The organism is Microbacterium sp., from assembly GCF_043427715.1.
Taxonomy (GTDB): Bacteria; Actinomycetota; Actinomycetes; order Actinomycetales; family Microbacteriaceae; genus Microbacterium.
Genome location: NZ_JBHWTD010000076.1, coordinates 1 through 15,098, shown reverse-complemented (window position 1 = coordinate 15,098; position 15,098 = coordinate 1). Strand labels below are relative to the sequence as shown.

Below are 15,098 nucleotides of genomic sequence, written 5' to 3'. Positions count from 1 at the left end.
ACTAGCTCCGATCCGAGGGGGTTCTCCGCACTGTGCTCGTCTGTCTGACCGCTCATCAGCGTTCCACGCCGTTCGACTCGCTCGAGCGACTGTCGACGGTCGGCGACGACCTCGCGGGGCGGCTCTCGAACGTCCACGAATCGGTGCGCGGCGCCGTGGTGCTGGCGACCTGCAACCGCTTCGAGGCGTACTTCGACATCTCCGACGACCCCGATCTCGCCTCTCCCCTGCCGGCGATGGATGCCGCGATGGAGGCGATCGCGGACGCCGCCGACATGCCGTTCCGCGCCCTCCGCGAGAACGTCGACTTCGCCCACGGCAACCAGGTCGCCCATCATCTGTTCTCGGTGGCCTCGGGCCTGGACTCGGTCGCCGTCGGCGAGGACGAGATCGCCGGTCAGGTGCGCCGCGCCCTCGAATCCGCCCGTGAAAGCGGCCGGACCACCGCCCCCCTCGAGCACCTGTTCCAGCGCGCGACGGAAACCTCGCGCACGGTGAAGAACACGACCCGCCTCGGCGAATCGGGCCGCTCGCTCGTCCGTCTCGCGGTCGACCTCGTGACCCCTCGGCTGGACGACTGGGCGCGTGCCCGCGTGCTGCTGGTCGGCACCGGACGCTACGCCGCCGCCGCCCTCGCGGCGCTGCGCGCCGTGGGCGCCGAAGACATCCGCGTGCACTCCCGTTCGGGGCGCAAGAAGTTCGCCAACCGTGAGCACCTCGTGCACGTGAGCGTCGACGACTACGCCGCCGAGGCCGCGGCCGCCGACGTCATCGTCACCTGCACCGCGACCGCCGACACGTACGCGCTCGAGGCCTTCTCGCACGCCGAGGCCCGCGCCGGCGGCACCGCGCCGCAGATCATCATCGACCTGGGCCTTCCCCGCAACGTCGACCCCGAGGTGGCACTGCTGCCCGGCATCGACCTGCTCGACCTCGAGACCATCCGCCTGCACGCACCCGTCGACGAGGCGGTGACAGTGGGGCAGGCCCGCGAGATCGTGGAGGCGGCCGCCCAGCGTCACGCCGCTGCCCGCCGCGTCCACGAGGTGTCGCCCTCGGTCGTCGAGCTGCGGCACTTCGTGCAGGGCATCCTCGACGAGGAGCTCGCCCGGGTGCGCCGGCGGGGCGACTCCGCGCAGGTGGAGAGCGCGCTGCGGCACTTCTCCGGCGTGATGATGCACCAGCTCATCGCCCGGGGCCACACCCTCGCCTCGCAGGGGCACGGGACGGCCTGGGCCGACGCCGTCCGGACGATCCTGCCCGCGCAGGCCGCAGACGCAGTCGGGGACGAGGGCGAGCGGCCGTGAACTCGAGCGTCACGCTGAAGGACATCGCCCGCGCCGCAGGCGTGTCGACGGCGGCCATCAGCCAGGCGCTCAACGACCGCGGCAGCATGCGTCCGGAGACGCGCGAACGCATCAAGGCGATCGCCGCCGACCTCGGCTACGTCCCCAACCGCCACGCCACGGCCCTCCGGAGCGGCCGCACCATGACGGTCGGGTTCGTCATGGCCGGCGACGAGCCGGACCGTCGGTGGGAGCTGCAGCGCACCCGCAAGCTCACCTCCCTCGTCCGCGCCGCGGCCACGCACGGTTTCACCGTGACGGTGCTCCCCGAGTCCACGCCGGACCTGATCGCCGGCACGACGCTCGACGCCCTCTATGTGCCCGACGCGCGCGCCAGCCAGGAGCTGTTGCGGGCCGCGATCGCCCGCGGCATCCCGATCGTGGCGGACGACCAGTTCGTCGACGGCTCCCGAGGGCTCAGCATCCGGACGGGGATCGATGCCGCCGTGCGCGCGGGACTCGACGCGCTCGAGGCGGCCGGCGCGTCGCGGATCGCATTCGTGACCGAGGACAGCGGGCACCCCCGCGACGACATCGGCCGCGCCGCCTACGAGATCTGGTGCTCGGTGCGCGGGCGCGAGCCGATGGTGCGCGTCGTCGACGCCGACCGGCGCACCCTGCCGCGGGTCGTGACCGAGTCGCTGGGCGCCGGCGCCGATGCGATCTTCTCCGGCGCCGAGGACGGCCCCGAGATCTATCTGCAGCTCGAGGAGATGCGGCTGATCGTCCCCCGCGACGTGCAGCTGGTCGCGCTGTGCTCGAGCGACTGCGCCGTGAACCGGCGGCTCGGCGTGACGCACGTGTGCATCCGCCCCGATCTCGCCGCCGAGGCGATGTTCGCGACCCTTCCCGCAGCGCTCCGCGAGGACGGACCGCGCGTGGTCGACCTGCCGTGGGAGCTCGTGCCCGGCTCGACGACGCGGCCGCGACTGCCCGGCGTGAGCGCCGGGGCTGCTCAGTCGGTGAAGGCTCCGTAGACCTCGAGCGTGTTCTGCGCGATCTGCGCGCACAGCTCGTCGACCTCGACACCGAGCTCCTCCGCCATGAAACGCACCGTGACGGGAATCAGGTAGGGCGCGTTCGGCCGCCCGCGATGCGGAGTGGGCGTGAGGAAGGGGGCGTCGGTCTCGACGAGGATCCGCTCCCGCGGCGTCACCGCGAGCGCGTCGCGGAGGTTCTGCGCGTTCTTGAACGTGATGTTGCCCGCGAAGCTCAGCCAGTAGCCGCGCTCCGCGCTGTACCGGGCCATGTCGGCGTCGCCGGAGAAGCAGTGGAAGACCGTCCGCTCGGGCGCGCCGACCCGCTCGAGGGTCTCGAGCACCGCCTCGTGCGCGTCGCGATCGTGGATCTGCATCGCGACGCCGCGGCGCTTGGCGATGTCGATGTGCGCCTCGAAGGACTCGAACTGCGCGGGCAGTCCGTCCTCATCGGTGCGGAAGAAGTCGAGTCCGGTCTCCCCGACGGCGCGCACGCGCGGCTGCGCGGTCAGCTCGTCGATGACGGCGATCGCCTCGTCGAGCCGGCCGGCCGCCTTGTACGCGGGCGCCTCGTTGGGATGGATGGCGACCGCCGCCAGCACGCGGGGGTGGGATGCCGCGGCCCACGCCGACCAGCGGGACGAATCGATGTCGCCACCGGCCTGCACGACGCCGAGCACCCCGACCTCGGCGGCGAGGTCGAGCTGCTGCGCGAGCGAGCGCGGCTCGTCGCCGTCCTCGATCTCCAGGTGCGCGTGGTTGTCGTACACCGGCACCGCGAGGGGCTCGGGAGGCGCCGGCCACCGCACGTCACGCGCCGACTGCTCGCGTTGGCGGACGTAGCCGCTGGGGTCGTCCGTCATACCGTCTGCTCGACGCGCGGGAACAGCGGCGCGAGCGTGCCCACGCGGGTGCCGGCGGGGAGCTGACCCCACGTGCCCGCCTCGCGGAGCGGCTGCGCGGTGAGCTCGCCGAGGGCGGCGTCGGCGCCGAGCGCGCTCCACAGGGTGGCGGTCGAGGCCGGCATGACCGGCGAGAGCAGCACCGCGAGGGCGCGCAGGCCCTCCGCCGCGGTGTAGAGGACGGTCTCGAGCCGCTCGCGCTGCTCCTCATCCTTCGCGAGCGCCCACGGCTCGTTCTCGGTGATGTAGCCGTTGAGCTCGTCGACGATCGTCCAGATCGCGTCGATGGCGACGTCGGGGCGGAAGTCGGTCATCGCCGCATCCGCCGCGGCCGCGGCATCCGCCACCGTCTTCTGCACCCGGAGGTCGATCTCCGCCGCATCTCCCGGCGTGGGGACGACGCCGTCGAAGTAGCGACCGATCATCGCGACGGTGCGCGAGGCGAGGTTGCCGAAGCCGTTGGCGAGCTCGGCCTGGTAACGGGCCGACAGGTCCTCCCACGAGAACGAGCCGTCCTGGCCGAAGGCGATCGCGGAGAGGAAATAGAAGCGGTACGCGTCGGCGCCGAACACGTCGGTGATCTCGGCGGGCGCGATGCCGGTGAGCTTGGACTTCGACATCTTCTCGCCGCCCACGAGCAGCCAGCCGTGCGCGAACACGCCGCGGGGCACGTCGAGTCCGGCAGCCATGAGCATGGCGGGCCAGATGACGGCGTGGAAGCGGAGGATGTCCTTGCCGACGACGTGGTACGCCGGCCAGCGCTGCGCGAACTGCTCGGGGTCGTCGCCGTAGCCCACGGCGGTCGCGTAGTTCAGCAGCGCGTCGACCCAGACGTAGATGACGTGCGAGTCGTCCCACGGCACCCGGATGCCCCAGTCGAACGCCGAGCGCGAGATCGACAGGTCCTTCAGACCGCTCTTGACGAACGAGACGACCTCGTTGCGCGCGGAGTCGGGGCGCACGAAGTCGGGCTCGGTCTTGTAGAGCTCGAGCAGCCGGTCCTGGAACTCGCTCAGCTTGAAGAAGTAGTTCTTCTCGTGCAGCAGCTCCAGCGGCTTGGAGTGGATGGCGCAGACCTTCAGCCCCTCGAACGGGCCGGTGCCGTCGACGATCTCCGCCTCGGGCTTGAACTCCTCGCAGCCGACGCAGTACAGCGCCTCGTACTCACCGGCGTAGATGTGACCGCTGTCGTAGAGCGCCTGGACGAACTTCTGCACGCGCTCCTCGTGCCGGGGCTGCGTGGTGCGGATGAAGTCGTCGTTGGCGACCTCGAGGGTCTCCAGAAGCGGGAACCAGCTCTCCTCGACGAGCTTGTCGACCCACTCCTGCGGGGTCACGCCGTTTGCGGTCGCGGCGCGGAGCATCTTCTGACCGTGCTCGTCGGTGCCGGTGAGCATCCAGGTGTCGTCGCCCGCCTGGCGGTGCCAGCGCGCGAGGGTGTCCACCGCCACCGAGGTGTACCCGTGCCCGATGTGGGGCAGATCGCTCGGGTAGTAGATCGGGGTGGTGATGTAGAAGGAGCCGCCGGAAGTCACCAGGAGATTCTATGCGGCACGCCGTCTTCCGCCGCCGCGTGTGACGCGGCGTCAGGTGCTCTCGCGCGCAACCAGCGTCGTGGGGAGCACCACCGATTCGCCCTCGCGACCGGCGACGACGTCGAGGAGCACCTCGACCATGCGGTGGGAGATCTCCGACCAGGGCTGACGCATCGTGGTCAGCGGCGGGTCGGTGGTCGCCGCGAGCCCGGAATCGTCGAACCCGGCGACGGCGACGTCGTCGGGAACGCGACGGCCCGCCTTGCGCAGCGCCGCGATCGCACCGACGGCCATGACATCGGATGCCGCGAACACGGCGTCGATGTCGGGGGCACGCTCCAGCAGGCGGGTCATCGCCGCGGCGCCCGCGTCGCTGGAGTACACGTCCTGCTCGACGAGGGTCGCGTCGAAGCGGTCCCCCATCTCCTCGCGGAACCCGCGGAGACGGTAGCGGCCGCCCGGGGTGTCGTCGGGACCGGTGATGATCGCGATCCGGCGGTACCCGCCGGCGAGCAGGTGGCGCGTCATCTCCCGCGCCGAACCCTCCTCGTCGACCGACACGGTCGGCACGTGCGCTCGGTCGCCGAGCGGCACGCCGGTGCAGACGGTGGGGACCCCCGCGGCGGTCAGCGCCGCCAGCAGCGGGTTGGACTCGTGCGACGAGATGAGCAGCACCCCGTCGACGTGACCGGCACGGACGTACCGCTCGATGTTCGCGTACTGCGACGGGTGCTCGGCGATGAGGAGGACGAGCGTCATGTCGCGCTGGGCGAGCGCCTCGGTGGCGCCGCGCAGGAGGAGGGCGAACGTGGGATCGGCGAACAGCAGGTGCTGCGGCTCGGTCAACAGGAACGCGACCGAACTCGAGCGGCCGGTGGCGAGCGCCCGCGCGGCATGACTGACGGTGTAGCCGGTGGTGCGGATGGCCTCCTCGACGGCGACCCGTGCGTCTTCCGAAACCCACTTGCCGCCGTTGATGACCCGGGACACGGTGCCATGCGAAACACCGGCCACCTCCGCGACATCGCGGATGGTGGGCCGTCTGCGCGCGGAGGGGAGGACCACGCGCTGACTCTATACCGATCGCGCCCTGAGGCCCGGCATCCGATGGGACCGGTCACAGTTCGATAACGCCGCAGTCTCGAGCGGCCTCCGTCCGCGTACAATCGGTGCGAACCTGTTACCGGTCCCAGCTGCATCCCGTGCGCTATGGCCGGCGCTCCACAGATCGATGAGGATGACCCGCGCCATGACCACCTCCGCCTGGCCCCGACTGGACGGCATCGCCTATGGCGGTGACTACAATCCGGAGCAGTGGCCCCGCGAGGTGTGGCGGGAGGACGTCCGCCTCATGCGCGAGGCAGGCGTCACCATGGTCAGCATCGGCATCTTCTCGTGGGGCCTCATCGAGCGGCGCGAGGGCGAGTTCGACTTCGAATGGCTCGACGAGATCATCGAGCTCCTCCACGCGAACGGCATCGCCGTCGACCTCGGCACCCCCACTGCCTCTCCCCCGGCGTGGTTCTTCGCCTCCTACCCCGACGCACGCGCCGTGACGAAGGACGGCGTCGCCCTCGGCTTCGGCGCCCGCGGCATGGTCTCCCACTCGGCACCCGAGTACCGCACCGCGATCGCCCGCATCGCCGGCGCCCTCGCGGAGCGCTACGCCGACCACCCCGCCGTGGTCATGTGGCACATCCACAACGAGTACGGCGTCCCCGTCGGCGAGGACTACTCCCCGAACGCCGTTCGCGCCTGGCGCGAGTGGCTCCGCGAGCGCTACGGCGCGATCGAGGCCCTGAACGCCGCCTGGGGCACCGCCTTCTGGGGCCAGCACTACGAGGAGTGGGAGCACATCGGCGCCCCCGCCGCGGCGCCCTCCACCATCAACCCGGCGCAGCGGCTCGATTTCGCGCGCTTCACCGACGAACAGCTCCGTCAGTGCTTCCGCATCGAGAAGGACGCGATCCGCGCTCACGCCGCGCAGCCCATCACGACGAACTTCATGGCGAACCAGCACCACGGTGTGGACCTCTGGGCCTGGGCGCAGGAGGTCGACATCGTCTCCGACGACCACTATCTGTGGGCGGCCGACGAAGAGGGCGAAATCGGCCTGGCCATCGCCGCCGACCTGTCACGCTCAGTGGGCGGCGGCAAGCCGTGGATCCTCATGGAGCACTCCACGTCCGCCGTGAACTGGCAGCCCCGCAATGTCGCCAAGCGTCCGGGTGAGATGGCCCGCAACTCCCTCTCGCACTTCGGACGCGGCGCCGACGGCATCCTGTTCTTCCAGTGGCGCGCGGGACGCTCGGGCGCCGAGAAGTTCCACAGCGCGATGCTCCCCCACGCCGGCACCGAGACCCGGGTCTTCCGCGAGGTCGTCGACCTCGGTGCGAAGCTCGGCCGCCTCGCCGAGGTGCGCGGAGCGACCGTGGACGCCGACGTCGCCGTCCTCTGGGACTTCGAGTCGTTTTGGGCGCAGGACCTCGAGTGGCGCCCGTCCGAGGACGTGAACCACGACGAGCGCATCCGCGCGTTCTACGAGCGTCTGTGGCGCGATGACATCACCGTCGATTTCGCCCTTCCCGGTCACGACCTCTCCCGCTACAAGCTCGTCGTCGTGCCCGCGCAGTACCTGCTCACGCAGGCGGATGCCGCCAACCTCACCGCCTACGTCCGCGGCGGCGGCACGCTCGTCGTGTCGTTCTTCTCGGCCGTCGTCGACGCGAACGACGCCGTCCACCCGGGTGGCTTCGCGGCGCCGCTCGCGGAGGCCCTGGGCCTTCGGATTGAGGAGCACCTGCCGCTGCGCGAGGGCGCGAGCGCCGAGGTGGACTTCGACGGCGCGACGATCCGCGCCGACGTGTGGCAGGAAGACCTCATCATCACCACCGCCGAGGTCCGCGGCACCTACCTGTCGGGGCCGGCCGAGGGCGAGCCCGCGATCACGCGGAACACGCTCGGCGAGGGAACGGCCTGGTACATCAGCACGCGTCCCGACGCGGAGGGCCTGCAGGCGATCATGTCCGAGGTCTACGCGGACGCCGGCGTCACGCCGCCCGGCACCCCCGCCGGCGTCGAGACGATCGTGCGGCGCGGCGCCGACGCCGACTACCTCGTCGCCATCAACCACGCGGCCGAACCGGCCACGCTCGAAACTTCCGGCCTCGACCTGCTGACACAGGAAGAGATCCGGGGCACGCTGGTGCTGGCAGGAGGCGACGTCGCCGTCGTCCGCCTGCCGCATGCAGCCGACGGGAGCGGTCGATGACCGAGCGCTCCTCGACGGGGAACCGTCAACCGCACTGAGAGAAACCGTTCCGATCGCCTGATCGGAACATCACACCACCGGTCGTGACGGCGCGATCTCACCCGAGGCCCCGCCGGATCGACCACATCCGGAAGGAACATCCATGCGCAAGATGGGCATCGGCGTCGCTGCACTGGCGGCCGGATCCCTGCTGCTGGCAGGTTGCGCCAGCGGCGGAACGAACACCCCCGCAGCACCCGAGGAGTCGGAAGCGGCTCCCATCGACGCCAGCGGGGTCACGCTGACCGTCTGGACCGACGCGAACCGGGAGCCTGCCATCGAGGCAGCCGCGGCCGCCTTCGAGGAGGAGACCGGCGCGACCATCGAGCTGGTCCAGAAGAACTTCGAGGACATCCGCAACGACTTCATCAACCAGGTCCCCACCGGTGAAGGCCCCGACATCACGATCGGCGCCCACGACTTCCTCGGCGCGTTCGTCGCCGCCGGTGTCGTCGACACGGTCGACCTCGGCGCCGCCGCAGATGAGCTCGAGCAGGTCGCGGTCGACGCGTTCAGCTACGACGGACAGGTGTACGGCTTCCCGTACGCCCTCGAGTCCATCGCCCTCATCCAGAACACCGACCTCGTCGGCGAAGACGTCCCGGCGACGTGGGACGACATGGTCGCCCAAGCCGACGAGGCCGGCGCCGAGCGCGCTCTCGTGATCAACACGGGTGGCCAGACCGGTGACGCGTACACGATGTACGGCTTCCAGACCTCCTTCGGCGCTCCGGTGTTCGTGCAGGACGAGTCCGGCTCGTACACCACCGAGGTCGGCATGGGCGGCGAGGCGGGCGCTGCGTTCGCGACGTGGCTCGGCGAGAAGGGCGAGAAGGGCACGGGAGACATCTCGACCACGATCGACTACGACACCAACAACGAACTGTTCGCGTCCGGCAAGGCCGCGTTCACCATCCAGGGCCCGTGGGCGATCGAGGCGCTGACCGCGCAGGACGCCAACATCAAGGTCAGCCCGATCCCCTCTGCCGGCGGCGAGACCGCAGCGCCCTTCGTCGGCGTGCAGGGCTTCTACGTCAGCTCGCAGAGCGAGAACGCGCTCGTCGCGCAAGAGTTCCTCGTGAACTACCTCGCCACCGACGACGCGCAGAAGGCGCTCTACGAGGCTGACCCGCGCCTGCCCGCATGGAAGACGCTCGCCGAGGACCCGGCCATCGCCGAGGACCCGATCGTCGCCGGCTTCCTGGCTTCTGCCGCCAACGGTGTGCCCCAGCCCTCCATCCCCGAGATGGGCTCGGTCTGGGACCTCTGGAACGCCGCTCAGGTCCAGGTCATCAAGGGCGCCGACCCCGTGAAGACGTGGGACAAGATGGTCGCTGACATCGAGGCTGCGATCGGCTGATCCCCTTCCGGGCGCGGAGCACACCGCTCCGCGCCCGGAACCCGTTTTTCCTGGAAAGGGAGATGACCATGACGGCCCCGCAGAGCACTCTCGACGCGGACACCTCGGCACCGCCGCCCGAATCGCACGCCCGCAGATGGTCGGGTCTGGGCGTCGGCTTCATCGTGAAGCTCGTCCTCATGGCCGCCGTCAACGCGGTCGGCCTGCTGGCGATCATCGCCGCGTTCCAGGCGGAGTCCTGGATCGTGTTCGGCTTCGCCTTGGCCTTGCTGGTCATCGCGGACGTCGTCTACTTCACGAAGAAGGCGCTTCCGCTGAAGTACCTGCTGCCGGGGCTGTCGTTCCTGCTCATCTTCCAGGTGTTCATCTTCCTGTACACCGGCTACATCGCCTTCACCAACTACGGCTCCGGCCATGTCGGCTCGCAGGAGCAGGCCGTGGAAGCGGCCCTCGCCCAGGGCGAGCGCCGCGTCGAAGGCTCCCCCTCCCTGCCGCTCGCGGTCGTCGAACGCGGCGGCGAGCTGGGCTTCGCGGTCGTCCTCGACGGTGAGATCCAGGCGGGAACGGCCGACGAGCCGCTCGACTCGGTCGGCGCGGCACCGGCATCCGGCGCCCCGACCGAGGTGCCCGGGTGGAACATCGTCCCGCGCAACAACATCATCTCCGACAAGGCGCTGCAGGATCAGGTCGTCGACCTGCGGGTGCCGGTCTCGGACGACCCCAACGACGGGTCCATCCGAACCCGTGACGGATCGAGCGGCGCCGTCTACCTCTCCACGATGACGTGGGACCCGGAGTCCCAGACCATCTCCGACAGCGCTTCGGGTGCGGTCTACACGGCCACCGACGACGGCCGGTTCGTCTCCGAGGACGGCACCGCGCTCCCCGCCGGCTGGACGGTCAACGTCGGCTTCGCGAACTTCGTCGAGCTGTTCACGAATCCCGCGATGCTGCAGCCGCTCGCGATGGTCACCGGGTGGACGTTCGCGTGGGCGATCCTGTCGGTCGCGATCCCGTTCGGGCTGGGCCTGGTCTTCGCCCTCATCTTCAACGACCCGCGGGTGCGCGGGCAGAAGGTGCTCCGGACGCTGTTCATCCTCCCGTACGCCTTCCCCGCCTTCATGTCGGCGCTGCTGTTCCGAGGCATGTTCAACGCGGAGTTCGGCGTCATCAACGACTTCTTCTTCGGCGGTGCGCAGATCGACTGGCTCGGTGATCCGTGGCTGGCACGGTTCGCCGTGCTGTTCGTCAACGTCTGGCTGACCTACCCGTACTACTTCCTGGTCTGCACCGGCGCCCTGCAGGCGCTGCCGCAGGATGCGCTGGAAGCGGCATCCATCGACGGAGCCGGCAAGTTCCGTCAGCTCCGCTCGATCATCCTGCCGCTCGTGCTGGTGTCGACCGCGCCGCTGCTGATCTCGTCGTTCGCGTTCAGCTTCAACAACTTCACCGTCATCTACATGTTCAACAACGGCGGCCCGGCGATCCCCGGCGCCCCGTACGCGCTCGGCAACACCGACATCCTCATCTCCGCCATCTACGACATCTCCGGTGTCTCGGGCGGCGCTGCCGACTACGGGCTCGCCAGCGCACTGTCGATCCTCGTGTTCATCGTCGTCGGTGTCATCTCGGCGATCGCGTTCCGCCAGACCAAGAAGCTGGAGGAGTACCAGTGATGTCCGCTCCCACCACCACCGCTCCCGCCACACGCGGCGACACCCGCCCCCAGGCGCAGAACCGCCGGCCCGCGCAGCGGCGCCGCTGGTTCACCGAGGTCGGCTGGAAGTACCTGCTGGCCGCCGTCATCCTCTTCTACGCGATGTTCCCGCTGGTCTACGTCGTCTCGGCGGCGTTCAACCCCAACGGCAACCTCGCCGCGGCGAACTCGCTGTTCTCCGTGTTCAGCCTCGACAACTTCGGCGACCTCGCCGGAACCAGCTACTGGTCCTGGTACGGCAACACGCTGCTCGTCGGCGGCGCGTCCGCGATCGGCGCGGTGCTGATGGGCGCGGCGGCGGCGTACGCGTTCTCGCGATTCCGCTTCACCGGCCGCCGCATCGGCCTGACGGCGCTGCTCATCGTGCAGATGTTCCCGCAGGCGCTCGCGTTCGTCGCGATCTTCCTCATGCTCCTCACCCTCGGCGAGGTCTTCCCCGCCCTGGGCCTGGACTCGAAGATCTCGCTCATCTGCGTCTACCTCGGCGGCGCGCTGGGTGTGAACACGTTCCTCATGTACGGCTTCTTCAACACCATCCCGATGGAGATCGACGAGTCCGCGAAGATCGACGGCGCGACGCACGCGCAGATCTTCTGGAAGCTGATCATGCCGTTGGTGACCCCGATCCTCGCCGTCGTCGCCCTGCTCGCGTTCATCGCCGCGTTCGGCGACTACATCATCGCGAAGGTCGTCCTCGTCTCCGAGGGCAACTGGACACTCGCCGTCGGCATGTTCCAGTGGGTCTCGAACCAGCTCTCCAGCAACTGGGGCCTGTTCGCAGCCGGGGCGATCCTTGCTTCGCTCCCCGTGCTCGTGCTGTTCCTGTCCCTGCAGCGCTACATCGTCGGCGGGCTGACCGCCGGATCCGTCAAGGGCTGACAGCCACGTCGGGCGCCGCCTCATCCGCCGGATGGGGCGGCGTTCGGCGTTCCGGGCGGGCGTCAGGACCGCGCGGCCACCGCGGCGCGGTACAGGTCGCGGGAGGGCAGTCCCGTCTCGCGGGAGACCTCGGCCGCGGCATCCTTCAACCGGGTGCCGCCGCTCACCATCCGGAGCACCTGGGCGACCGCGTCCTCTTCCGACACCGCGCGCACCGGCGCCCCGGCGATCACGACGACGATCTCCCCGCGGACGCCCTCACGGGCCCAGGCGACGAGGTCGCCGAGCGGAGCGCGGACGACCTCCTCATGGAGCTTGGTGAGTTCGCGGCAGACGGCGGCGCGGCGATCGGCGCCGAACGCCTCTGCCATCGCGGCGAGCGTGTCGGCCAGCCGTGAGGGCGCCTCGAAGAACACCATCGTGCGCGGCTCGGAAGCGAGCGCGCCGAAGACGGTGCGGCGCTCCCCCGCCTTCCGCGGCGCGAACCCCTCGAACGTGAAGCGATCGGTGGGAAGACCCGCGAGGGCGAGCGCCGTGATGACGGCGCTCGGGCCGGGCAGCGCGGTGACGTCGACGCCGCGCGCGACGGCCTCGGCGACGACGGCGTAGCCGGGGTCGCTGACGGTCGGCATGCCGGCGTCGCTGAGCAGCAGAACATCGCCGTCGCGCGCGAGGTCGACGAGCTCGGCCGCCCGCTGCTTCTCGTTGTGGTCGTGGAGGGCGATCAGCCGGGGCCGGTTCTCGATGCCGAGTGCCTGCAGGAGGCGCTGCGTCGTCCGGGTGTCCTCGGCGGCGACGATGGTCGCCTCCTCGAGGGCGGTGCGCAGGCGCGCCGTGGCGTCACCGAGGTTGCCGATGGGCGTGGCGGCGAGGATGAGCACCGCCTCAGCTTAGGCGGCGCACGTCCTAGGCTGGAGGCCGTGACCTCGACCGCGGACCCGCTGCTGCCGGACGCACCCGAGATCCCGCCGACCCGTTACGACGCGTGGCGTGCGCGACTGGCCGCGGATCCGCTCCTGCACCGCCGGCTGTCGTGGATCGCACCGCTCGTGATCACCCTGTTCGGTGCGCTGCTGCGGGTGTGGAACCTGAACCACCCCCGCGCCGTCGTCTTCGACGAGACGTACTACGTGAAGGACTCCTGGACGCAGTGGGTGCTCGGCTACGCCGCCACCTGGCCCGAGGATGCCGACACCCGCCTCGCCGCCGGGGAAACCGACTTCTTCACCACCGATCCGAGCTTCGTGGTCCACCCCCCGCTCGGGAAATACCTCATCGGGGCGGGCATGGCCCTGTTCGGCCCCGACTCGACGTTCGGCTGGCGGGTCGCGGTCGCCGTCGCGGGCACCGCCGCGGTGCTGCTGGTCTACCTCATCGCGAAGCAGCTGAGCGGCTCGATCGCCTTCGCGAGCATCGCCGGCGGCCTCATGGCGATCGACGGGCTCGCGATCGTGATGAGCCGGGTCGCGATCCTCGACATCATCCTCACGGCGTTCGTTCTGCTGGGATTCTGGTTCATCCTGTTCGACCGCCGGCGCCACCTCGACCGGCTCGCGGCCGTCATCGTCGCCCGGAGCGGCCCGGTGACCGCCGAGTCGCTGCCGTGGAGCCGCTGGGGTCCGATGCTGTGGAACCGCCCCTGGCTCGTCGCCGCCGGCGTCGCCTTCGGCGCGGCATCCGCCGTCAAATGGTCGGGGGCCTGGGTGCTCGCGGCGTTCGGGATCTACACCGTCGTGACCGATGCGCTCGCCCGGCGACGCCTGGGCGTGCACTTCTGGCCCGTCGACGCCGTCCGCCAGGGCGTCGCCTCGTTCCTGCTGCTCGTGCCGGTCGCGCTCGTGGTCTACCTCGCCTCGTGGGCGGGATGGCTGGCGACCGACGGCGGCTACGGGCGTCAAGCGGTCGATGGCGACCCGGCCTCCGGGTGGCTTTCGTGGGTGCCGCTCAGCCTTCAGAACCTCTGGAACTACCATCAGACGATCTACGCCTCGACGGCGACGATCACCACCGCGCACCCTTACGCGAGCCCGGCATGGCAGTGGCCGCTGCTGATCCGGCCGACCTCGATGTACGCCGGCAACACCGCCGACGGCGTCGACGGGTGCGCGAGCGCGCACGGCTGCATCGAGGTGCTCTACAGCATGCCGAACCCGCTGATCTGGTGGGGCGGGATCGCCGCATCGCTGTGGCTCGTCTACCGCTTCGCCGTGGCCCGCTCGTGGCGGTACGGGGTGGTGCTGGTCGGCCTCGGCGCGACCTACCTGCCGTGGCTGCTCTACTCCGAGCGGACGATCTTCCAGTTCTACACGGTGCTCATGCTGCCGTTCCTGATCCTCGCGCTCACCTTCACGCTGCGCGAGATCGCGGGGGCCCGCCACGCCGAGGCGAACCGCCGCAGGTCGGGCCAGCGGGTCGTGCTCACCGTCCTCGTCGTCGTCACCCTGCTGTCGGCGTTCTGGTATCCGCTGTGGTCGGCGATGCGCGTGCCGTACGAGTTCTACTGGCTGCACGCCTGGATGCGCTCCTGGATTTGACCGCGCCGGTGGCGGGTCCTCCGAGGCGCCCCACGTAGGCTGGAGGAGTGTTCCGCTACCCCGCCCCGCAGCAGCCCGCCACCGCCGGGTACGCGATCGCGGGAGACCGGTTCGCGATGCTCCTTCCTCCCGGGATCCCCGACTCGCTGATCGCAGGCTTGTGGGATGCCGCAGCCTCCGAGCGCGCGCTTTTGGAGGACGTGCTGGGGGTCCTGGTGGCCGCCGGAATCCACGCTCTCCCCGACTTCGCCGTCGTCGAGTTCTCGGATGACAGCCCCGAGCGGGCCCGCGTCGCCGTGCGCGGCGCGATCACCGTGGAGAGCGCGGACGGGATCGTGGAAGGACGCGGGGTGCGCACGTGGACCGAGACCTCGCTGGATGCCATCACGGGCCTGCGGATCCGCCGCGCGGACGGCAGCGCGCACGCCGGCATCCTGCCGCTCGGCCTGGGCGTCGCCCGCGCCAACGAGCTCGCGTGGGGCCGTCCAATCGACGCCGCTCCGGCGCTCGTGCAGGCGTCGCCCGCGGCCACGCCGCC

At 70.4% G+C, this 15,098-nt stretch carries 11 protein-coding genes and 1 pseudogene; 8 read left to right on the top strand and 4 right to left on the bottom strand.

Annotated features, from left to right (window positions below; genetic code table 11):
- The first annotated feature begins 32 nt into the window (after positions 1-32).
- Together ACHFGS_RS08240 and ACHFGS_RS08235 are read left to right on the top strand one after the other, a co-directional pair.
- Complete coding sequence (locus tag ACHFGS_RS08240) at positions 33-1,307, top strand: glutamyl-tRNA reductase (RefSeq protein ID WP_394278123.1); 1,275 nt, start codon at positions 33-35, stop codon at positions 1,305-1,307.
- Positions 1,304-2,323 (top strand): LacI family DNA-binding transcriptional regulator, encoded by a 1,020-nt coding sequence (locus ACHFGS_RS08235; protein WP_394278124.1) that lies wholly within the window; start codon positions 1,304-1,306, stop codon positions 2,321-2,323. The genes ACHFGS_RS08240 and ACHFGS_RS08235 overlap by 4 nt, the downstream gene beginning before the upstream one ends.
- On the opposite strand, the gene ACHFGS_RS08230 is transcribed toward ACHFGS_RS08235, so the two are convergent.
- From ACHFGS_RS08230 to ACHFGS_RS08220, 3 genes are read right to left on the bottom strand one after another with little or no spacing between them, the layout of a single operon-like run.
- Positions 2,302-3,186 carry a TatD family hydrolase gene (locus ACHFGS_RS08230; protein WP_394289349.1) on the bottom strand — a complete coding sequence of 295 codons (885 nt, stop codon included), beginning with the start codon at positions 3,184-3,186 and terminating at the stop codon, positions 2,302-2,304. The genes ACHFGS_RS08235 and ACHFGS_RS08230 overlap by 22 nt on opposite strands.
- On the bottom strand, positions 3,183-4,760 hold the full coding sequence (gene metG, locus ACHFGS_RS08225) for a methionine--tRNA ligase (RefSeq protein ID WP_394278126.1): 1,578 nt from the start codon (positions 4,758-4,760) through the stop codon (positions 3,183-3,185). The genes ACHFGS_RS08230 and metG overlap by 4 nt, the downstream gene beginning before the upstream one ends.
- Before the next feature lie 51 nt (positions 4,761-4,811).
- Positions 4,812-5,825 (bottom strand): LacI family DNA-binding transcriptional regulator, encoded by a 1,014-nt coding sequence (locus ACHFGS_RS08220; RefSeq protein WP_394278127.1) that lies wholly within the window; start codon positions 5,823-5,825, stop codon positions 4,812-4,814.
- Between the two features lie 184 nt (positions 5,826-6,009).
- Between ACHFGS_RS08220 and ACHFGS_RS08215 the strand changes: the two genes are divergently transcribed.
- The 4 genes from ACHFGS_RS08215 (at position 6,010) to ACHFGS_RS08200 (ending at position 12,026) form a co-directional block, all read left to right on the top strand.
- On the top strand, positions 6,010-8,031 hold the full coding sequence (locus ACHFGS_RS08215) for a beta-galactosidase (protein ID WP_394289348.1): 2,022 nt from the start codon (positions 6,010-6,012) through the stop codon (positions 8,029-8,031).
- A gap of 142 nt (positions 8,032-8,173) precedes the next feature.
- Entirely contained in the window at positions 8,174-9,430 is a 1,257-nt protein-coding gene (locus ACHFGS_RS08210) for an extracellular solute-binding protein (protein ID WP_394280131.1), read from the top strand.
- 68 nt (positions 9,431-9,498) lie between these two features.
- On the top strand, positions 9,499-11,106 hold the full coding sequence (locus ACHFGS_RS08205; RefSeq protein WP_394280132.1) for an ABC transporter permease subunit: 1,608 nt from the start codon (positions 9,499-9,501) through the stop codon (positions 11,104-11,106).
- A complete protein-coding gene (locus ACHFGS_RS08200) occupies positions 11,106-12,026 on the top strand; it encodes a sugar ABC transporter permease (RefSeq protein ID WP_394280133.1) in 921 nt (306 codons plus the stop codon). The genes ACHFGS_RS08205 and ACHFGS_RS08200 overlap by 1 nt, the downstream gene beginning before the upstream one ends.
- A gap of 62 nt (positions 12,027-12,088) precedes the next feature.
- Here ACHFGS_RS08200 and rsmI read toward each other — a convergent pair whose 3' ends face one another.
- Complete coding sequence (gene rsmI, locus ACHFGS_RS08195) at positions 12,089-12,907, bottom strand: 16S rRNA (cytidine(1402)-2'-O)-methyltransferase (RefSeq protein WP_394289347.1); 819 nt, start codon at positions 12,905-12,907, stop codon at positions 12,089-12,091.
- Between the two features lie 39 nt (positions 12,908-12,946).
- Here rsmI and ACHFGS_RS08190 point away from each other — a divergent pair, with 39 nt between their 5' ends.
- Both ACHFGS_RS08190 and ACHFGS_RS08185 read left to right on the top strand, forming a co-directional pair.
- Positions 12,947-14,560, top strand: a complete 1,614-nt coding sequence (locus tag ACHFGS_RS08190; RefSeq protein WP_394278731.1) for a dolichyl-phosphate-mannose--protein mannosyltransferase — start codon at positions 12,947-12,949, stop codon at positions 14,558-14,560.
- A gap of 47 nt (positions 14,561-14,607) precedes the next feature.
- Positions 14,608-15,098: pseudogene (locus tag ACHFGS_RS08185) on the top strand (FHA domain-containing protein); the annotation flags it as partial.